This window comes from Catellatospora sp. TT07R-123, assembly GCF_018327705.1.
Classification (GTDB): domain Bacteria; phylum Actinomycetota; class Actinomycetes; order Mycobacteriales; family Micromonosporaceae; genus Catellatospora.
Genome location: NZ_BNEM01000002.1, coordinates 2,932,261 through 2,951,867, shown reverse-complemented (window position 1 = coordinate 2,951,867; position 19,607 = coordinate 2,932,261). Strand labels below are relative to the sequence as shown.

General features: G+C 74.1%; 19 protein-coding genes. 8 read left to right on the top strand and 11 right to left on the bottom strand.

Translation table 11 applies throughout. From position 1 onward, the window contains the following. Positions 1-21: 21 nt before the first annotated feature. Positions 22-1,317: an RNA polymerase sigma factor gene (locus Cs7R123_RS32815; RefSeq protein WP_212832331.1), complete on the bottom strand. Its 1,296-nt coding sequence runs from the start codon at positions 1,315-1,317 to the stop codon at positions 22-24. Beyond that, positions 1,317-1,736, bottom strand: a complete 420-nt coding sequence (locus Cs7R123_RS32810; protein ID WP_212832329.1) for a YciI family protein — start codon at positions 1,734-1,736, stop codon at positions 1,317-1,319. The genes Cs7R123_RS32815 and Cs7R123_RS32810 overlap by 1 nt, the downstream gene beginning before the upstream one ends. A 285-nt stretch (positions 1,737-2,021) precedes the next feature. Here Cs7R123_RS32810 and Cs7R123_RS32805 point away from each other — a divergent pair, with 285 nt between their 5' ends. Beyond that, positions 2,022-2,264 carry a hypothetical protein gene (locus Cs7R123_RS32805; protein ID WP_212832327.1) on the top strand — a complete coding sequence of 81 codons (243 nt, stop codon included), beginning with the start codon at positions 2,022-2,024 and terminating at the stop codon, positions 2,262-2,264. A gap of 51 nt (positions 2,265-2,315) precedes the next feature. On the opposite strand, the gene Cs7R123_RS32800 is transcribed toward Cs7R123_RS32805, so the two are convergent. Further along, positions 2,316-3,863 carry a sugar ABC transporter permease gene (locus Cs7R123_RS32800; protein WP_212832325.1) on the bottom strand — a complete coding sequence of 516 codons (1,548 nt, stop codon included), beginning with the start codon at positions 3,861-3,863 and terminating at the stop codon, positions 2,316-2,318. A gap of 283 nt (positions 3,864-4,146) precedes the next feature. On the opposite strand from Cs7R123_RS32800, the gene Cs7R123_RS32795 reads away from it, so the two are divergent. From Cs7R123_RS32795 to Cs7R123_RS32785, 3 genes are all read left to right on the top strand, one after another. Continuing rightward, positions 4,147-4,773, top strand: coding sequence for an RNA polymerase sigma factor (locus Cs7R123_RS32795; RefSeq protein ID WP_212832323.1), 627 nt, complete (start codon positions 4,147-4,149; stop codon positions 4,771-4,773). Next, the gene (locus Cs7R123_RS32790; protein WP_212832321.1) at positions 4,770-5,522 is read left to right on the top strand and encodes a hypothetical protein; all 753 of its coding nucleotides are present in this window, start codon (positions 4,770-4,772) and stop codon (positions 5,520-5,522) included. Before Cs7R123_RS32795 ends, Cs7R123_RS32790 begins: the two co-directional genes overlap by 4 nt. Before the next feature lie 112 nt (positions 5,523-5,634). Then, the gene (locus Cs7R123_RS32785) at positions 5,635-6,234 is read left to right on the top strand and encodes a hypothetical protein (protein ID WP_212832319.1); all 600 of its coding nucleotides are present in this window, start codon (positions 5,635-5,637) and stop codon (positions 6,232-6,234) included. 44 nt (positions 6,235-6,278) lie between these two features. Here the strand turns inward: Cs7R123_RS32785 and Cs7R123_RS32780 are convergent, their stop codons facing one another. Next, positions 6,279-6,581 (bottom strand): DUF1905 domain-containing protein, encoded by a 303-nt coding sequence (locus Cs7R123_RS32780; RefSeq protein WP_212832318.1) that lies wholly within the window; start codon positions 6,579-6,581, stop codon positions 6,279-6,281. A gap of 248 nt (positions 6,582-6,829) precedes the next feature. Between Cs7R123_RS32780 and Cs7R123_RS32775 the strand changes: the two genes are divergently transcribed. Together Cs7R123_RS32775 and Cs7R123_RS32770 are read left to right on the top strand one after the other, a co-directional pair. Continuing rightward, positions 6,830-7,078 (top strand): type II toxin-antitoxin system Phd/YefM family antitoxin, encoded by a 249-nt coding sequence (locus Cs7R123_RS32775; protein WP_212832316.1) that lies wholly within the window; start codon positions 6,830-6,832, stop codon positions 7,076-7,078. Further along, entirely contained in the window at positions 7,075-7,500 is a 426-nt protein-coding gene (locus Cs7R123_RS32770) for a type II toxin-antitoxin system VapC family toxin (RefSeq protein WP_212832314.1), read from the top strand. The genes Cs7R123_RS32775 and Cs7R123_RS32770 overlap by 4 nt, the downstream gene beginning before the upstream one ends. A 67-nt stretch (positions 7,501-7,567) precedes the next feature. On the opposite strand, the gene Cs7R123_RS32765 is transcribed toward Cs7R123_RS32770, so the two are convergent. Then, on the bottom strand, positions 7,568-9,949 hold the full coding sequence (locus Cs7R123_RS32765; protein WP_212832312.1) for a glycoside hydrolase family 3 C-terminal domain-containing protein: 2,382 nt from the start codon (positions 9,947-9,949) through the stop codon (positions 7,568-7,570). An 82-nt stretch (positions 9,950-10,031) separates the two neighbouring features. On the opposite strand from Cs7R123_RS32765, the gene Cs7R123_RS32760 reads away from it, so the two are divergent. After that, positions 10,032-10,598, top strand: a complete 567-nt coding sequence (locus tag Cs7R123_RS32760) for a TetR/AcrR family transcriptional regulator (RefSeq protein WP_212832310.1) — start codon at positions 10,032-10,034, stop codon at positions 10,596-10,598. Positions 10,599-10,613: 15 nt separating this feature from the next. On the opposite strand, the gene Cs7R123_RS32755 is transcribed toward Cs7R123_RS32760, so the two are convergent. Further along, the gene (locus Cs7R123_RS32755; protein ID WP_212832309.1) at positions 10,614-12,017 is read right to left on the bottom strand and encodes a DUF1254 domain-containing protein; all 1,404 of its coding nucleotides are present in this window, start codon (positions 12,015-12,017) and stop codon (positions 10,614-10,616) included. A gap of 361 nt (positions 12,018-12,378) precedes the next feature. Between Cs7R123_RS32755 and asnB the strand changes: the two genes are divergently transcribed. Then, a complete protein-coding gene (asnB, locus tag Cs7R123_RS32750; protein ID WP_212832307.1) occupies positions 12,379-14,190 on the top strand; it encodes an asparagine synthase (glutamine-hydrolyzing) in 1,812 nt (603 codons plus the stop codon). 40 nt (positions 14,191-14,230) lie between these two features. Here the strand turns inward: asnB and Cs7R123_RS32745 are convergent, their stop codons facing one another. From Cs7R123_RS32745 to Cs7R123_RS32725, 5 genes are all read right to left on the bottom strand, one after another. Further along, on the bottom strand, positions 14,231-15,250 hold the full coding sequence (locus tag Cs7R123_RS32745) for a hypothetical protein (RefSeq protein ID WP_212832305.1): 1,020 nt from the start codon (positions 15,248-15,250) through the stop codon (positions 14,231-14,233). A 102-nt stretch (positions 15,251-15,352) separates the two neighbouring features. After that, on the bottom strand, positions 15,353-17,008 hold the full coding sequence (locus Cs7R123_RS32740) for a sulfatase (protein WP_244872296.1): 1,656 nt from the start codon (positions 17,006-17,008) through the stop codon (positions 15,353-15,355). Positions 17,009-17,043: 35 nt separating this feature from the next. Beyond that, positions 17,044-18,018, bottom strand: a complete 975-nt coding sequence (locus tag Cs7R123_RS32735; protein WP_212832303.1) for a lysylphosphatidylglycerol synthase transmembrane domain-containing protein — start codon at positions 18,016-18,018, stop codon at positions 17,044-17,046. A 13-nt stretch (positions 18,019-18,031) separates the two neighbouring features. After that, a complete protein-coding gene (locus tag Cs7R123_RS32730) occupies positions 18,032-19,138 on the bottom strand; it encodes a glycosyltransferase family 4 protein (RefSeq protein WP_212834796.1) in 1,107 nt (368 codons plus the stop codon). A gap of 68 nt (positions 19,139-19,206) precedes the next feature. Then, positions 19,207-19,605 carry a 6-carboxytetrahydropterin synthase gene (locus tag Cs7R123_RS32725; RefSeq protein ID WP_212832301.1) on the bottom strand — a complete coding sequence of 133 codons (399 nt, stop codon included), beginning with the start codon at positions 19,603-19,605 and terminating at the stop codon, positions 19,207-19,209. Positions 19,606-19,607: the final 2 nt, after the last annotated feature.

Below are 19,607 nucleotides of genomic sequence, written 5' to 3'. Positions count from 1 at the left end.
CCCTGATTAGGAATCAATCATCTAGAGGGCCGCGGCCTTGCGCAGGAGCACCGAGCGCTCCTGCACGTTCGCGCACAGCCGGGCGGCCAGCTCCAGCTCGGCGCGCGCCTCGCGGATCCGGCCCAGCCGCGACAGCAGCTCGCCGCGCACGGTCGGCAGCAGGTGCGACCCGGACAGGCGCCCGGAGACGGCCAGGTCGTCGACGATGGACAGGGCCTGGTCCGGCCCGTACGCCATGGCGACGGCCACGGCCCGGTTCAGCTCGACGACCGGTGACGGCGCGACCCGGCCCAGCGCCTCGTACAGCAGCACGATGCGTTCCCAGTCGGTGTCGGCCACCGCCGGGGCCGTGGCATGGCACGCGGCGATGGCGGCCTGGAGCCCGTACGGCCCGAGTCCCCGCCCCGCCGCCGCGGCCCGGTCGAGCGCGGCCAGCCCGCGCCGGATCGCCGAGCGGTCCCACCGCCGCCGGTCCTGGTCCTCCAGCAGCACCGGCTCGCCGTCGGCGCCGGTACGGGCCGGGAAGCGCGCGGCGGTCAGCTCGAACAGGGCCAGCAGCCCCGACAGCTCCGGCTCGTCGGGCAGCAGCGCGGCCAGCGTCCGGGCCAGCCGGATCGCCTCGTACGCCAGGTCGGTGCGCAGCAGCTGGTCGCCGCTGGTCGCCGTCGAGCCCTCGGTGAAGATCACATACAGCACGCTCAGCACCCCGCCGAGCCGCTCGCGCCGCTGCTGGACCGGCGGCACCTCGAACGGCACCGCCGCCGCGGCGATCGTCTTCTTCGCCCGGGTGATCCGGGCCTGGACCGTAGGCACCGGCACCAGGAACGCCCGCGCGATCTCCTCGCTGCCCAGGCCGCCGACCACGCGCAGGGTCAGCGCCACCCGGGCCTCGGGGGCCAGCACGGGGTGGCAGGACACGAACATCAGCGCGAGCACGTCGTCGTCGATGCGGTCGGGGTCCCACAGCAGGTCGTCGCCGTGCTGCGGCAGCGCGCCCGCGGTCGCCTCACCCTCGGCGAGCTCGCCCGCGAGCAGGGCGTACCGCTGGTCGCGGGCCGCGCGGCGGCGGAAGCCGTCGATGGCCCGCCGGCGCGCGGTGGCCAGCAGCCAGCCGACCGGGTTGTCGGGCGCACCGTCGCGCGACCAGGTCACCAGCGCCTCGGCCAGCGCCTCCTGCGCGACGTCCTCCGCCAGCGCGAAGTCCCCGGTGTAGCGGGCCAGCGCGCCGACGATGCGCGCCGACTCGATACGCCAGACGGCCTCGACGGCCCGCCGCGCCGCCTCGGCGACAGGCGGGCCGTCGACCAGCTCGGACATCAGAGCTGACCGGTCCGCTCGCGCCAGGCCCGCTCCTTGATGATCCACTCGTTGTCCTGCGGGAACTCGTCGATGGTCGGCACCCGGCGGATCTCGCACTTGGAGCCCGGGAAGCCCGGCATCCGCTTGGCCCACTCGACGGCCTCCTCCTTCGAGGCCACCTCCAGCAGGTAGAAGCCGCCGAACAGCTCCTTGGTCTCGCCGTACGGGCCGTCGGTGACCACCGGGGTCTCGCCGCTGTAGTCGATCACCACACCCTGGGACGGGTCGTCCAGGCCCTCGGCCGCGACCAGCACCCCGGCCCGGATCAGCTCGTCGTTGAAGCGGCCCACCGTCTCCAGCATCTGCTCGAACGGCGTCTCCATCATCTTCGCCATCGACTCGTCCGAGCCCCGCATGATCAGCATGTACTTGGCCATCGTTCGTCTCCTAGTTCGATCTTCGGGGTGGCAACCCCACCCTCTCACCCCCAGGTCGAACGGCCCGGCGCCGGATCGACAGCCGGGCCGGAAAATCTCAGCGAGTTTTTTCGCGCCCCTGAGCAGCACCGCGAAGGCGGGGCTGGACCGGCTCGATGCTCATGTATTTGAATGGACGCCAAACTAAGTGCCGGATTCGCGCCCAGCGGACAGTCCGGCCTGTCGATGGGAAGGGTCCTCGTGATACCCGTCAGCGTCTTGCTCCACCGATACACCAGTCTCTTCATGGGGGCGGTGCTGATGCTCGTCGCCATCATCATGGCCAGCGGGGACGTCATGTGCCGAGGCGAGGCCATCCACCCGGGCGAGGTGTGCGGCAGCTGGCCGGACGTCACCACGTACGAGCAGGAGCTGGCGGACACCCGCGCGGCCGTCTTCGGCATGCTCGTGCCCGGCGCGCTGCTGTTTTTCGGAGCCGTGGCCCGGATCGTGGTGCTGCAGCGGCGACGCCGCAATCCGCTGGGCTGACACCGGGCGGTGCCGTGGCGAGGGCGACCGCCTTCGCCACGGCACCTGCTGTCAGGGCAGCGGCGGAACCTCGGCCGCGACCGGCTCCTCCCGGCCCGTGCGCAGCACCAGCCGGTCCAGCACGAAGATCTGCACGGCGGCAATGGCCGCCGCGACCAGCAGCAGGACCGGCAGCGGGTACGCCCACCCGGTGGGCGCGCCGTCGGGACCGGCGAACCGGTTGACGACCTGCACCAGCAGCACCTGGACCGGCATGTCGTCCGGCTCCAGCGAGACGATCAGCGGCCACCACAGGTCCTGGGCGGCGGTGACCCAGACCAGCAGCCCGGCCGCCGCGACGACCGGCAGCGCCCGGGTCCAGCGCACCCCGGCGAACAGCAGCGCGCTGCCGAACAGCACCGGGATGCTCAGGCTCGCGGGCGGGATCAGGGTCAGGAACAGGGTGCCGTCCTCGCCCCGGTGCGCGAAGGCGTCCGGGGTCAGCACGGGCAGGCCGGTGAACAGCCACGGCGCGAACGGCAGCAGCAGCAGGCCGCTGAGCCGCCCGAGCGGTCGCAGCGCGCCGATGCCGTATCCGGCCAGCGCCGCCGCCACCACCCCGAGCCCGGTCGACAGCAGCGGCGGCACCCAGGTGGAGACCAGGTGCGGCAGCACGCCCGAGCCCATCGCCCGGGTCGGGAAATCGAACGAGTGCAGCAGCAGCGGCACCAGGCCGGCCAGCGCGACCAGCACCGCCACCACCGTGGCCAGCACGCTCACCACGCGCCAGGCTGCCTGTCCGGCCGCCTGGCCGTCCACCGGCTGCTCGGGCTCGGCCGCCTCGACCCGGGCCCGCGCCATGATCAGCCAGACCGCGACGCCGAGGCCGAGCACCGCCAGCAGCAGCCACAGCAGCACCGCACCGGCGCTGGCCTGCCCGAGCCGGGCGAAGCGGAACGCGGTGTCGAAGATGAGCATCGACGGGGTCCGGCTGCCGCGCGGGCTGTCCCTGGACACCAGCAGCAGCGGGAACGCGAACGACTGCACCGCGTACGCCAGCGACGTCGCCGCGACGACCCCGGTCACCAGCAGCGTGCCCGGCCAGGTGTCGGACAGCCGGGTCGAGTGGCGGAACACCAGCAGGTATCCCGTCGCGCCCAGGCCCACGACCAGCCCGACGAAGGCGGCGAACTGGGCCAGCCCGGCGTTCACCGGCGCACCCTTGAACGCCAGCAGCCAGGAGACGGCCGCGACCGCGCTGCCCACCGCCGCCATCGGCAGCGCGAACGCCGCCCGCAGCGTCCACCGCGCGGGGCGTCCGGCCCGCGCGGCGAGCCAGGCCAGCACCCCGCCGACCAGCGCGGCGAAGGTCAGCGCGACGGCCAGCACCAGCGGCCCGACCAGCGACTCGCCGAAGCGCCCGCCGATGTCGGAGTAGTTCTCCAGCCCGACCGACTCACTCGGCTTGGACAGCAGCGAGGCGTCGGTGAAGCTGGCCAGCACCGTACGCACCGTCGGCACGAGGTAGCCGGTGAGCAGCAGGACGATCGCGGGAATGAGCGCTAGCAGTCCGAACAGGAGGTTCCCGCTTCGGCGGGCAGGTATCGGGTTCTCTGTCACGCAACAGCATCCTAGCCGCGCCGATCTATGTGGACACCCGCCGCAAACCCCGCCGGGCGCCTGAGGGCCACCCCCAAGATCCGCCAAGTTGCCGGGCAATCGGGCGAAAGCGGGGGTGTCATACGCCCGATTGCCCGGCAACTTGGCCGATCTTGGGGTGGGTGGAGTGGTCGGGGCTTGGGCGGAGGGTGGTCGGGCCGGATATGGTCGCCGGACGGGGCAGTGGCGGCACGGTGACCTGGATCACGGGAACTCGGGGCCGCCGCGGGACAGAGAAACGGTCATGGAGTCGAGTCTGCGCGCCCGGATACGAGCCGGCGATGCCAGCGCGTTTTCCGAGCTGTACGACCAGTACGCGCGGTCGGTCTACAACCACGCGTTCCGGCTCACCGCCGACTGGTCGGTCGCGGAGGACGTCATGGCCGCCACGTACCTGCAAGCCTGGCGCTCGCGGGCCCGGATCGACGACGAGGGCGGCTCGCTGCGGCCGTGGCTGCTCGGCATCGCCACCAACGAGGCGCGCAACCACACCCGCAGCAACCGCCGCTACCGCGCGGCCGCGTCCGCGCTGGCCGCGGCCGAACTCACCGAGCCCGACCACGCCGAGGCGGTCGCCGGACGGCTCGACGACCGCGACCGGATCACCGCCGCGATCGGCGCGCTGGCGCAGCTGCGCCGCCAGGAGCGCGAGGTGGTGACGCTGTGCCTGTGGGAGGGGCTGGACTACGAGTCGGCCGCGCGGGCGCTGGGCGTGCCGGTCGGCACGGTGCGCTCGCGGCTGTCGCGGGCCCGTGCCCGGCTGCGCGGGCTCGTCGACGCGGCGCAGGCCGCCCGGAACCCGGCCCGCCCGGTCGGACAGACAACTCAGGTACGTGACACCGCCGGGCTCGCACAGGAGGTCAACCGATGAAGGTGCACCCGCCGCTGGACCCGTCCGAGCGCGCCGAGCTGGCCGAACTCGCCGAACTGCTGCCCGACCCCGGCTCCCGCGACCTGCCGCCCGGCCGCCGCGAGCTGCACCGGCAGCGGCTGCTGGCCGCGATCACGGCCCCGCCGCGCCGGGCACCCCGGCTCGGCCTGCTGCGTCCGGCCCTGGCCCTGGCGTCGGTGGCCGTCGTCGCCGGAACGGTGGCGGCGGTGGTCGCGAACACGGGCTCCGGCCCGGTCGTGGCGGTGCCGACGCCCGCGGTCTCCGCGCCGGCATCGGCCACGCCCGGCGGCCAGATCGCCAAGATCCGTGCGTACGGCACCGTCCGCCAGCTCACCGCCGCCGCCGACCTGGTGGTGCGCGGCGAGGTGACCCGGGCCGACGGCACCGGCCCGGACCGGGTCGCCGCCTTCCGCGTCGCCGAGGTGCTGCGCCGCGCCCCCGGCCTGCCCGACACCGCCGAGCTCACCCTGCGCGTGCCGGAGCTGGCGGGCATGTCGCGGCTGGAGCCCGGCCAGCACGCCGTGCTCTACCTGGCCGCCGACGGGGCGGGCGGGTACACCCCGCTCAGCGGGGATTTCGGGGTGTTCGACGTGGTCGGTGACGCGGCCGTGGCGCGCTCGCAGACGATGGCGGTCACCGGCCTGCGCGACGAGGACGCCACCGCGCGGCAGCGCCACTTCACCGCCCCGCTCGACGACCTGCGCGCCGTGGCCCGGGAGGTGGGCTAGAAAAAACTGCTGCGAACGGGAACTCGTCGCGGGCGGCGCACAGATAGAGGGGGAAGGCAGCGCCGCACCGGGCCGGACGGTCCGGGTGGCGCCAGACGCAAGGAGCATTCCCATGGCACACACCCCCCGCCGCACCCTGGCCCTGGCCGCCGCGGCCGTCCTCGCGACGGCCGCCCTGGCGGCCTGCGGCGCCGACCCGGTGACCCCGGCGGCGGCGCCCGCGACCAGCAGCGCCGCCGCGACCGCAGCGCCGTCCGAGGCCGTCCCGCCGGTGCGGGGCAAGCTGCGCGGATACACCACGGTCAAGGAGCTCACGGCGGCGGCGGACCTGGTGGTCCGCGGCCAGATCACGGCGGCCGGGCTGCGCGTCGACGAGGTGCTGCGCGCCGCGAACGGCGCCACCGCCAAGGTCGGCGACGTCCTCAAGCTGACCGGCCTGAACGGGCAGACCGTCGACATGCAGCACATGTCGAAGCTGGAGCCGGGCCAGGCCGTCGTGCTGTACCTGGCCCAGGTCGAGGCGGGGTCGTACAGCACCCTCAGCGGCGACTTCGGCGTCTTCGACGTCACCGGCGCCGGCGACCAGTCGGCCGTCACCACCCGGTCGCAGGCGATGGCCGTGACCGGCCTGCTCGTCGAGGACCCGGCCGCCTCGGGCAAGGGCTTCGGCACCACCCTGGGCCAGCTGCGCGCCGTCGCCGCGCAGGCCTGACCGGGACCGCGCTGGCGGCGTGCCCCCACGCCGCCAGCGCACCGTCACAGGTCCAGCACCTCGACGGTCGCCGACAGCACGTCGCCCACGTCGAGCCGCTCGGCCTTGCGAACGGCTCGCTTGACGGGCAGCACGTAACAGCCGCGCCCGCTGTCCGGGAAGATCGAGGTCTGCCACGTGGTGGCACCGACGGTCACCCGCACCCGCAGGGAGCCGAACCCCCGGCGCGGCCCGTCGGACAGTTCGCGGATCTCGGTGGACCCGTCCTGCGGCAGGCTGACGAAGGTCCAGCTCTCGTCGCGTCGGGCGTCCCACAGCCACAGCTCGGCGTCGAAGGTGAGGATCACCGCGCCAGCATCACACGCCGCACCGACACCGCCGGGCCACCAGGCCCGGGGCACCGGCGCTCCGCGCCCGGTAGCCGGGGTGATCGCTGTCGGCGGTCAAGACCTGTCTGTGCAGGCCACACCGTGACCGCAAACGCCGATCATGCAGGCCCGCACGGTCCCCGAAACAGTGATCACGGCGGGTCGGGACGACTCGGCACCTCGCCGGGTAGAGTCTGGTCTGTCTAGACAGAGTGCTGGAGGTGGTCGTGCGCTGGCAGGTGCAGGAGGCGAAGCAGCGGTTCAGCGAGGTGCTGCGCGCCGCCGAAGGGGAACCGCAGATCGTGACCAAGCACGGTCAGGAGATCGCGGTCGTCCTCGACATCGACGAGTACCGGCGGCTGCGCGGCGAGCCGGTCGGGTTCATGAGCTATCTGCGCGCCGACGCGGTCGCGGGCGACGAGTTCACCGTCGAGCGCAGCCGCGAGCTGCCGCGCGAGATCGACCTGGGCGAGTGACGGCGTTCCTGCTCGACACCAACGTGGTGTCGGAGCTGCGCCGGCGTACCCCGGATGAGAACGTGCTGGCCTGGCACCAGGCGCACCAGCACGCCGACGTCTACATCAGCGTCCTGGTCGTCGGCGAGATCCGGCAGGGCGTCGAGCGGCTGCGGCCGCGCAAGCCGGGGCAGGCCGAGGTGCTGGAGCAGTGGCTGGACGGGCTGGTCGCGATGTACCAGGACCGGATCCTGCCGGTCACCGTCGAGGTGGCGCAGCAGTGGGGGCGGCTCAACGTGCCGCCGTACATCCCGCCGATCGTCGACGGGCTGATGGCCGCGACCGCGCTGGTGCACCGGATGACCCTGGTGACCCGCAACGTCGTCGACTTCGTCCGCACCGGCGTCCCCATCGTCAACCCGTTCGACCCCGCCCAGAGCTGAGCAGCCGGGCGAATTAAGAAAGGCACCTTCTACCGCGTCAAGCGATAAGAAGGTGCCTTTCCTTCGCTCAGAGCGTGGTGGTGAGGGGGCGGGTGGCGTACGACGGGCCCGCGGTGACGTGGTGCGGCCCGGGGACGGGGGCCCAGCCGCCGTCCCAGTGCTGGAAGGTGCGCTCGGGCAGCGGGATGCGGGCGGTGGCGGTCCGGCCGGGGTCGGCGGTGACCGTGGCGAAGCCCGCGAGGCGGCCGTCGGCGTAGACCTGCACGGTCTCGCGGCCGGGGCGGGCGCCGGTGTTGCGTACGGTCACGACAGCCTCGGCGCCGTCGACGGCCAGCTGCTCGTACGCCCAGGTGGTGTAGCCGAGCCCGTGCCCGAACCACCAGCGCGGCGCGACCGGCGCCCCGTCCCAGGCCCGGTATCCGATCCGGACGTCCTCGGCGTACTCCAGCACCCCGTCGGCGGGCGTGGTGCCCAGCACCGGGCAGTCCTGCTCGCGGACCGGCCAGGTGGTGGGCAGACGGCCGCCCGGCTCGGCGGCGCCGGTGAGCACGTCGGCCAGCGCGTGCCCGGCCTCCTGCCCGGGGAACCAGGTGAGCAGCACGGCGGCGACGTCGTCGGCCCACGGCAGCTCGACCGGCGATCCGGCGTTGACCACGACGATCGTGTTCGGGTTGGCGGCGGCGACCCGGGCGACGAGCTCGTCCTGCCGTCCGGGCAGGGCCAGGCAGGTGCGGTCGAAGCCCTCCGACTCGACCTCCTCGGTGGTGCCCACGACGACGACCGCGACGTCGGCCGCGGCCGCGGCGCGCACCGCCTGCTCCAGCAGCGCGTCCTCGGAGGCGGTCGGCTCGCCGAAGGAGAGCGTGAGCGAGACCACGGCGAACCCTTCCGGCAGCATGACCTGCTGGCGCAGGGTCACGTCCACGGGCACGCCCGCGGCCAGCTCGATCGGGCACCGCTGCTCCGGCGGGGCGAGGAAGATCGCGGCCGGGTCGCTGGACTCGGGCAGCAGCGCGCCGTCGAAGACGGTCTGCTCGCCCGCGGTCAGCGTGAACCGCCCGACGCCGCGTACGCCCAGCTCGTGGGTTCCCGTCACGGCCGGGGTGAGGCGGCCGGTGATCTCGGCGGTGGCGAGGTTGTCGCGGTCCACCCCGGCGGGCAGCTCCATCCACAGGCCGCGCCCGCTGCCCAGCGGGGTGGTGTGCAGGACGGCGCCGTCGCGGTCGCGGAACGTCGCGGTCAGCCCGGCCCACTGCGGACCGGTCGCGGGGGGCAGCTTGGTGCGCGGGTCGGCGCCGAGGGCGTACTCGACCTTCAGCCCGGCGGCGGTGAGCCCGTCCAGCGGAGACACCACGTGCGGCGGGAAGACGAAGGCGCTGCCGCCGCCGAGGATGCGCGCGTCGCGGGCCAGCGCGCCGATCAGCGCGATCGTGCCGGTCGCGGCCGGGTCGAGCGGCAGCACCCCGCGCGGGTTGGCGGCCAGCACGAACGAGCGGGCCGCGAGCTCGCGGGCCAGCGCGTCGCCGTCGATCGCCGCGGGCCGGTCGGCCGCGGGCACCGCCGGGGGTACGCCGTCCAGCGCCCCGACCCGCGCCGCCAGGCGCAGCACGCGCCGTACCTGGTCGTCGACGAGCTCGGGGTCGACGGCGCCGGCGCGCACCGCGTCGGCCAGGCGCCGCCCCCACGGGCTGCCCACGGCGGGCATGGCCACGTCGAGTCCGCCGGTGACGGTGGCGACGGTGTCGCGGGCGGCCATCCAGTCGGAGATGATGAAGCCGTCGAAGCCCCACTCGCCCTTGAGCACGTCGCGCTGCAAGGGCGCGTGCTCGGTCATGGTCGTGCCGTTGACCTTGTTGTACGCCGCCATCACGCCCCACGCGCCCGCCGCGACGATCGCCTCGAACGGGGCGAGGTACACCTCACGCAGCGTCTTCTCGCTGACCCGGTTGTCGACGGTGAACCGGTCGGTCTCGGCGTCGTTGGCCACGAAGTGCTTCACCGTGGTGCCCACGCTGTGCTCCTGCACGCCGCGCACGTAGCCCGCGCCGATGGCCCCGGTCAGCAGCGGGTCCTCCGAGTACGCCTCGAAGTGGCGGCCGCCCAGCGGGCTGCGGTGCAGATTGACCGTGGGGGCGAGCAGCACGTGCACGCCCTTGCGCCGGGCCTCCTGGCCGAGCAGGTTGCCCGCGCGGCGGGCCAGCTCCGGGTCCCAGGTGGCGGCCAGCGCGGTGGGGCTGGGCAGCGCGATCGACGGGTCGGCGGCGCTCCACTGGGTGCCGCGTACGCCGATGGGGCCGTCGCTCATCACGATCGAGGCCAGCCCGATCGCGGGCACGGCCGGAAGCGACCACATGTCCTGCCCGGACAGGATGCTGACTTTGGTGTCGAGGTCGAGCGCGGCCAGGGCGGACTCGACCGCGGCCTCATGCTCGGTACGCAGCGCTGACATGCCGCCATCCTGCACTACCTACCGAGTGCTCGGTAGGCACCGTTACCATCCCGTGATTCTACGGGCCGATATGCTCCGGTCCATGACACACCCGCGGCGCAGGCTCCCACCGGAGCGGCGGCGGTCGGAGATCCTCGCCGCCGCCCTGGAGGTCTTCGCCGAGCGCGGCTACCGGGGCGCCTCGCTGGCCGCCGTCGCCGAGCGGGTCGGCCTGACCCAGCAGGGCCTGCTGCACTACTTCCCGAGCAAGGACGCGCTGCTGGCCGAGGTGCTGCGGCTGCGCGACGACCTCGACCGGCACGCCTACCCCGACGACTGCGGCCTGGACGCCCTGGAGAAGGTCGTCGCGCACAACACCGCGCGGCCCGGCCTGGTGCAGTCGTTCACGGTGCTCGCCGCCGACAGCGTCACCGACGAGCACCCCGCCAAGCCGTTCTTCACCGAGCGCTACCGGGCCGTGCGCGCGGTCATGGCCGAGGCCGTCCGCCGCGACCTCGGCGACGACCTGCCCGCCGGGCTGACCCACGAGCAGGCCGGGGCGCTGCTGGTGGCGGTCATGGACGGGTTGCAGCTGCAATGGCTGCTCGACCCCGACGAGGTGCGGATGACCGACGCGTTCCGGGCCTTCGTCGCCCTGCTGCGCCGCTGATCCGGACGGTGGAGGTCAGGCGCGGGTGAGGTCCCCGGGGCGCCAGACGCCGTCGAACGCCGCCTGCTCCGGCCCGTAGATCCGCAGGTAGGTGAACCAGCCTCGCCCCGGCACCGTCTGGATCCAGTGCGTGTCCGAGTTCTCGGCCGGCGGGGTCGGCCCGAAGTGGAGCGTCACCGGGTCGGTGCCGGTCACCCCGCGCAGCTCGACCAGCGACCGCAGTGCCGCCCGGCCCTGCGCGGCCTGCACCTGCGAGCGCGTCTGCGCGTCGTACGCGGTGACCGACCAGAACAGGTTCGCGGGCACCGGTTGCGGCACCACGAGGGTGTAGTTCGCCCCGCCGTCCAGGTAGGCCCCGGTGGCGTCCCGGGCGGCCAGCCAGTAGAGCGAGCCGCCGCCGACCTGCCGCCGGAACATGGCGGGGGAGGCGACGATCGCCTGGGCGAACCACCGGTCGCGCGCCTCCAGGTCCAGCCCGACCGGGGTCTGGAAGTCGGGGTCGTCGGGCACCAGGCCCGCCCACTCCCAGCGCCGGTCCGGCCAGGCCATCCGGTCGCGCCGGGCGCTGGCGAACGCGGAGACCAGCAACTGGTCGCGGCCGATGCGGGCGGCCCGGGACAGGATCGAGGTCATCCGCTGGTCGGGCGTGAACGGCTGGCCCTTGATGATGCCGAGCGTGGTGAGCAGGCCGTACATGCCGCGGTAGGCGTCGATGACGGGCTCGGTCTCCACCACGCGGTGCAGGACCTGCCAGAACTCGAAGTCGTCCTCCCAGCGCAGGCAGGTGAAGTCCATGTCGCGGTCGGTGGTGTCGACGATCTCCAGCGGCCGGTCCGGGTGGCCGAGCGGGTACACCTTGATCCGGCGCAGCGCGTCCAGGGCCCGGCCCAGGTTGCCGTCCAGCGGCAGCGCGCGCACGGCCAGCAGCACCTTGTACGTGGCGGCCCGCCCGACGTGGTGCCCGTCGGGCACCGCGCCGGTGTAGCCGGGGGGCAGGATCACGTGCCGCCCGCCCTTGCCCGCATCCGGCCCGGGGATGCCCAGGTCGGCGATCCAGGCCTGGTGGTGGTCGTCGACGAGTCCGATGTAGGGGCCGGCCGGCAGCTCGACCACCATCGGGCCGCCGGTCAGGTCGAGCGCGGCCGCGCCGTACGGGGTGTCGGAGTTCAGGGTGAAGCCGACCTGCCGGGGCGAGGTGGCCATGACGGCCATGGTGCGCCCGTCCTCCAGGCCGAGCTCGCGGCTGCCGTTGAAGATCCCCTCGGCCGAGACGGTCGGATACCAGAACCGGTACGCCGTCACCGCCCGCGCCAGGTCGGCGTCGTCCCGGATCTGCGCCACCGCGGCGTCGGCCGGATACCCGTGCTCGAACCGGTACGCCTGCGCCGCATCCGCTGCGCGAGGCAGTGTGCTGGTCATCGCTGCTCCTCCGGCTCGGGCCCGACGGGTGCCCGCCGCGCCGGCCCCGGCGCACGGCACCTCTCCGCCGAGGTTAGGTGCGAACGGCGACATTCGTGCAGTTTCGGGGAAAGTGCAGGAATACCCGCCAAGATTCCAGCACTTTCCCCGAAACTGCACGCCGATCTTGGCGGGGTGGGGGAGGGGGAGGGCGGTGTTTTCGAACGTGTGTTCGAAAACACCCTAGGAAAGTGTGGGCTGGTGGGGTGGGGAAGTGCATCGACGTGGTGCTATCGGCGTATCGGGTATCTCCGGAAATGAGTGAATGTCTGATCGACTTCCCTCACTAGAGTCACTCCCCTTGACCAAAATGGAGGGGCAGATGTGCGGGATTGCGGGACTGGTCGCCTGGTGGCAGGGCCAGGCCCGGAACAGGCAGGTCATCGATGCGATGACCGCGACACAGCACCACCGCGGCCCGGACGACGCGGGCGTATGGGTAGACGATCACGTCGCCTTCGGACACAACCGGCTGGCCATCATCGACCGCTCCGGCGGCGCCCAGCCCATGCTGGTGCGGCGCCCCGGCAGCGGCGAGGTCGCGATCACGTTCAGCGGCGAGGTCTACAACCACTTCCAGCTGCGCGAGCAGCTCACCGCCGCCGGGCACCGGTTCACCGGCCGCAGCGACACCGAGGTCGTGCTGCGGGCGTACCTGCACTGGGGTGAGGACTTCGTGCACCACCTGCGCGGGATCTTCGCGTTCGGGCTGTGGGACTGCGACCTGGAGCTGCTGCTGCTCGTGCGCGACCGGCTCGGCGTCAAGCCGCTCTACTTCGCGCGCACCCCCACCGACGTGGTGTTCGGCTCGGAGCTCAAGGCGCTGCTGGCCCACCCCGACATCACCGCCGAGGTCGACACCGAAGGGCTCGGCGAGCTGCTGGGCCTGGTGCCGATGACCTCGCCGGGGCACGCGGTGCTGCGCGGCATCGAGGAGGTGCCGCCCGCGACCGTGCTGCGCTACGACCGCGACGGGCTGACCCGGCGCCACTACTGGCAGCTGGAGAGCCACCCGCACCTCGACGACCGCGAGACCACCGTCCGCCGCGTACGCGACCTGCTGGAACGGGCCGTGATCGAGCAGGCGGCCGCCGACGTGCCGGTGGGCGCGCTGCTGTCGGGCGGGCTGGACAGCTCGGCCGTGGTGGCGCTGGCCGCCGGGACGACCACCCAGCCGCTGCTCACCTTCGACGTCGACCACGGCAGCGCCGCCGCGCACGCCGCCAGCGCGTTCCACCGCAGCCACGACCACCCGTACGCGCTGGCGGTGGCCCGGCACGCCGCCACCGAGCACCGCACCGTCGAGGTCGGCACCGGTGACCTGCTGCGGGCGCACGACGCGACCCTGTGCTCGATGGACCTGCCCAGCCTGACCACCATCAACGCGTCGCTGTCGCACCTGTTCGCGCGGATCAGCCCGCACCGGCGGGTGGTGCTGTCCGGCGAGGGCGCCGACGAGCTGTTCGCGGGCTACCGCTGGCACGACGCGGCGGCCGCCCCGCGCGGCACGTTCCCGTGGTCGTCGACGTACCAGCCGCTGGTGGGGGTGCTGCGGCGGGAGACGCTGCGGCAGGTGCGGCCGGTCCGGTACGCCCGGCAGCGCTGCCTGGCCGCGCTGGAGCAGATGCCGTCGCTGGACGGCGAGACCGGGCCCAGCCGCCGGCTGCGCGAGGTCCGCTGGCTGACCATCGTCTTCTACCTGGCGTTCCTGCTGCGCCGGGCCGACCGGCTGGCGATGGCGCACGGGGTCGAGGTGCGGGTGCCGTTCCTGGACCACCGGCTGGTGCAGTACACCTGGAACATCGGCGCCGGCCTGCACCGGGCCCGGGGCCTGGAGAAGGGGCTGCTGCGCGAGGCGGTCGACGGGCTGCTGCCCGAGCAGGTCACCTGGCGGCCCAAGTCGGGCTATCCGGCGAGCCTGACCGCGCCGTACCAGGACGCGCTGTGGGAGCGGGCCCGCGAGCTGCTGGCCGAGCCGGGTGCGCCGGTGTTCCGGCTGGTGTCGGCGCGGCGGCTGAAGGCGCTGCTGGACGTCAACCACGGGCACCTGGACGACTGGACGGCGACCCAGCACGTGGCGTACGTGCTGGAGCTCGACGCCTGGCTGCGCCGCTACTCGGTCAGCATCCGCTGAGGTCCGGGGCGGCGAGCCGCCGCCCCGGACCCGCTCCGTCCTACGTGCATTCGGGCAGGTTGTAGCCGGTCTCCGGATAGTCGGACGGCTGCCCGCCGCCGATCGGCGGGGGTGCCTCGTCGTTGCGCTCGCTGATCCACGCGTGCGAGACGAACCCGGTGACGCCGTCGAAGGTGACGCGGTCCCACTGGTCCGTCGTGGTCGGGCCGTAGTCGCTGACCGGGCTGCTGACCGTTTCGCCCTTGGTGTAGCACTGGAGGTAGACGGTGCTGCCGTACGGGATCGCGCCCTTGCGCGTGGCCGTGGTCGCGGCGGCGTCGCGGATCACCAGCGTCGGCCGGCCCAGGGTCTCGGCCTGCTGGAGGTCCTTGTCGAAGTCGTCGGTGAACGCGTCGTGCAGGCCCGCGCAGAGGATGTTGCTGGAGGCGACCCAGAGCACGGTGAAGTCCTGGCCGCCCGAGGTCTTCCGCGCGTAGTCGAAGCACGGCCGGATCTCGGGTTTGGGCCGCTCCTCGCCGCCGCCGCAGCCGGGGCAGATGTAGTTGCGGATCAGCTTGCCCAGGTAGCAGCCGGACACGTCGAGGAAGGCGTCGGCGTCACCGCGGATGACGAGCACCGCGCCGACCGACCACTTGATCTTCGTACCCTGGTAGACGCCGACGGCCAGGCGGTCGGTCTGGTAGCCGCACTGGATCACGTCCTTGAGGTCGTTGAGCCGGTTCACCGTCGTGGTCAGCTTGGACCGGAACGCGTCGAACCGCCTGACCTGCTTGCGCTCGGCCTCGGGGACGAGGTCCAGCACGGTGGAGACCAGGTCGAGGAACTCCAGGCACGGGTTGACCGTGACGTGGTGCTTCTCCTCCCAGACCTCGAAGCCGTCCTTCGGCAGCAGGGCCTGGGTGCGGCTCTGATCGACCGAGCAGCCCTCGGCCTCCGGCTTGGCACCGGGTCCGGCGGGCGGGTCGTCGGTGATCGGGTCGCAGCCGGTGCCCGCCGCCAGCAGCAGCGCGGCGGCCAGCGCGGCCAGCGTCCGCCGGAGCCCGATCCTGGTGTGGCGCATGCGTTCGACCTCCGTCGCCTGTGGCCCGTCACCGTGGCGGTGCGGCGTCACCAGCGTGCGGTCGGACCGTGACGCGGGTCAATGCATATACGTCGGTCGAGGTCAGTGCGGGGTCGGCGCGGGCGCCGGGCCGCCGAACGCGGCCAGGAAGCGGTCGCGGAAGGCGTCCATGCGCCAGACCGGTGCGTCCGGGCCGGGGCGCAGGCCGGGCTGCCAGCCCCAGGACGCGACGCGGTCGAGCACGGCCGGGTCGTGGGCCAGGATCGTGACCGGCACGTCGCGGTTGGCGTCCGCGCCGGTCACCGACGGCGCGGGCTGGTGGTCGCCCAGGAACACCATGACCAGGTCGTTGCCGCCGTAGTGCTCGACGTACGAGATCAGGGTCTCCAGCGAGTAGGCGACGGCGGTGCGGTAGGCGGTGCGGACCCGGTCGTGGTCCTGCTCGGTGAGGGCGTCGGCGCGCGGCTCGGCCGGGTACGCCGAGCTGTCCCCGGCCCGGTCCCACCCGAGCATGGGCGGCACCGGCTGCCAGGGGGAGTGGCTGGAGATCAGTGCGATCGCCGCCATCACGGGGGTATGGCCGTCGCCGCGCTCGCGCCGCTGGAACTCCGACAGCGTGTACTGGTCGGGAATGACCCCGAAGCTGTACGTCGGCCCCTGGTAGCCCAGGTCCGGCCCGATGTAGGTCTGGTGGTAGCCGTAGACGGCGCCCTCGGGCCACGGCTGGGTGGTGGCGGGCATGACCGACGCGGTGTGCCATCCGGCCAGCTTGGCCGCGCTGCTCAGCGTCATCCGGTGGCTGTAGAGGAACGCCTGGTAGCGGGGTGCGCTGTCGATCCACAGGCCGGACAGCAGGGTCGACTGGGCCAGCCAGCTGCCGCCCCCGGCGGTGGACGAGGTGAGCCAGCCGCTGCGGGCGGTGTACCCGGCGGCGCGCAGCCGCTCGTATCCGGTGGTCAGCACCGGTTCGACCTGCGCGGCCAGCTCGGGGTCGGACAGCGCGATCCGGCCGTAGCTCTCGACGAAGGTGACCAGGACGTCCTTGCCGCGCAGCCCGGTGAGCAGCTGCGACCCGGGCACCTGCGCGTAGGCGTCGGCCGCGAGCTGGCCGAGGAACGCGTCGTGGTCGCGGGCCCCGGCGCGCAGCTGCGCGACCCGATCGTAGGTGTCGTGCGCGGCCACCGGCAGTCCGGGCACGAGCTGGGCGCCCGTCAGCGCGCAGGCGGCCCAGACCACCGTGAGCAGGGCCAGCGTGCGGGCACCGGCGGTGCGGTGTGCGACGGCCACCCGGGTGATGCGGCGAAACGACACGCTGGTCAGCAGGATCAGGCCGACCGCCAGCGCGACCGCGCCCGCCACGACGGCGTCGGCGAGCCCGTCCCCGGCCGACCGGCGCACGTATTCCACCGCCGCGTCCAGGAACGACCCGTCCTGCACCGGGTTGAACGGCCGGTCCAGGAACTGGGAGAACCCGAGGCTGACCACCTTCAGCACGGCGAGCACCCCGAGCAGCGCCCCGAGGACGGGCACCGCGATCCGCCGGGCCCGCTGCGGCAGGGCCAGCACCAGGCCGATCGCGACCAGCCCGTCGACGGGTACGCGTACGAACCCGGCCGGGCTGAGCTGCGAGATCCGCTCCGGCGCGAGCAGCACCGCCAGCAGCACCACCAGCGCGAGTCCGGTGAGCACCCGTCCCGCGACCGCCCGTGCCGTCGTGCGTCGGGTGGCGGGCGCGGTGAGCTCGTCGTCGGGCGGCACGTCGGTTCCTCCTGAACGGGGCGGTGCTGGCTGGTTCATCGCCGCGCGGCCTCCAGCGCCGTCGCGGGGTGGGGAAGGGGCCCTTCCACCTCGGATTCCGATGGGAGGGTGCCCTTCCTTCGCTCAGGGAGGAGCGTGAGGACGCCGGGGAGGGTGGCGGCGAGGGTGAGCACGCCGTACGTGGCGGCGGTGGCGACGCCCTGGGCGGCGGTCAGCCCGGCGGCGGCGAACGCCCAGGCGGCGACGCCTTCGCGCGGCCCCCAGCCGGCCACGTTCAGCGGCAGGGCCATGGCCAGCAGGGCGAGCTGGGTCAGCGGCACGAGCAGGGATGCCGGGGCGGTGGCGCCCGCGGTGCGGGCGGCGAGCAGGAACAGCACCAGGTGTGCGGGGACGATGAGGGCGGAGGCGGCGGCGATGCCGAGCCACCGGCGCCCGCGCAGCGCGGCGCGGACGTCGGCGCCGGTGGCGCGCAGCGTACGGGCCCAGCGGGCGGTGCGGCCCCGCAGCAGCACCCGGCCCGCCACCGCCAGGACCAGCCCGGCGGCGAGCACGGCCCCGGCGATCAGGGGCATCCGGGCGCGCACCGGCGAGGGCAGCACCAGCAGCAGCAGCGTGGACGCGGCGACCTGCACGGCCAGCCCGATGGCGCGTTCCAGCACCACGGCGCGTGCGGCCAGGCGCAGGTCGCTGATGTCGAGCCCGTGCCGCACAGCCCGGTGCACGTCGCCGACGACCCCGCCGGGCACGGTCGTGTTGATCAGCAGCGAGCGGTAGTAGGCGGCGACGGCGCGGCGCAGCGGCAGCCGTACGCCGAGCCCGGCCGCGACCAGGGACCAGCGCCAGGCGCTGCCGACGGTGGCCAGCGCGCCGAGGCCGAGCGCGGCGGCCAGCACCACCGGGTCGACGCGGCGTACGCCGTCGAGGAACGGGCCGGTGCCGACCTGCCACACCAGCAGGCCGAGCAGGAGCAGCCCGCCGAGCAGCCGGGCCCAGGCCCACCCGTCGCGCATGTTCGGCCGCACGTCATTCCTTCCGTGGCTCGTCTGTGGAGTTATACACAGTCCGGCCGCCGGGGAGCGCGGGTTCGGCCGGCAGTGACGCCAGCACGCCGGAGATCGCGGCGGTGGTGCGGTCCCAGCCGGTCAGCGTGGCGCGGCGGCCCAGCGCGGCGCGGCGGAGCGTGGTGCGCAGGCCGGGGTCGGTGAGCCAGCGGCGCAGCGCGGCGGCGAGCGCGGCCGGATCGCCGGGCGGGACGAGCAGGCCGGGCCGGGTGCCGTCCGGGGCCCGGCCCAGCGCCTCGGGCAGCCCCTGCACGTCGGTGGCCAGCACGGGGACGCCCCGGGCCAGCGCCTCGGTGATCACCATGCCGTACGACTCGCCGCGCGAGGCCAGCACCAGCAGGTCGGCGGCGGCGTACGCGGCGTCGAGGTCCGGGCCGGTGCGCGGGCCGGTCAGGTGCAGCCGGCCGGCGAGCGGGGCCGCGTCGGCGCGCAGCCGGGCGGTGAACGCGGGGTCGCGGTCGAGCGGGCCGACGCAGGTGCAGTCCCAGTCCAGGCCGGTCAGCGTGGTCAGTGCCGCGACCAGGGTGTCGTGTCCCTTGTGGGCGGCGACGGCGGCCACGCACAGCAGCCGGGTGCCCACAGGGGTGCCGGGGGCGACGGCGGCGGGGTCGGCGCCGGGCGGTGCGGCGTGGACGGTGGCGGGCGGTAGTCCGTACCGGCTGATCAGCCGCTCGCGGCACCACCGGCTGGTGGTGACGACGGCGCGGGCGGCCGTCAGGACCGCGTGCTCCGCCCCGGCCAGCGCCGCGTCGGCGTCGCCGAACACCATGTGCGCCAGCACGACCGTCCGCAGCCGCGCCGCATGGGCGGTCAGCGGCTCCGGCACGCCGACCGCGACCAGGCCGTCGACCAGCACGGTCGCGCCGTCGGGCAGCGCGGCGAGCAGCGTCGTGAGCCGCCGGACGGCATTCGGGCCGGGGTGCGGCCACGCCCCGGGCAGGCCGTGCTCACGCACCGTCCAGCCCGCGCCCGCCAGCCCGGCGCAGATCCGCCGGTCGTAGCGGTTGCCGCCGCTGGGCGCCGCCGGGTCGTCGATGTCGCCGGGCAGGACGACGTGGACCGTGCCCAGGTCGCCGGGCGCGGGGACGGGCAGGGTGCCGGGACGGCCCGGCGGCCCGCCGCCGAGCCCGGCCGCGGTCACAACGGCCGCTCGTAGCTCGCCCAGGCCACGTGCGACTCGTGCAGGGTGACCGCGATCCCGGACAGCCCGAGCGCGCCGGGCCCGAACGCCCCGGCGCGCACCCGCTCGGCCAGGCGGTCGGCGACGACCTGGGCCATCACCTCGGTGGTGGTGTTGCGGCCGGCCAGCGCCGGGTCGTCGTCGAGGTTGCGCAGGTGGAACGCGGCCAGCACGGCGTTCAGCTCGCGCGCGGCGGCGGCGATGTCCACCACGATCCCGTCGCCGTCCAGTTCGGCCCGCCGGAACGTGGCGTCGACCAGGAACGTCGCCCCGTGCAGGGCCTGGGCCGGGCCGAAGGCCTCGCCCCGGAAGCTGTGCGCGACCATCATGTGGTCGCGGACCGTGACGCTGAACAAGG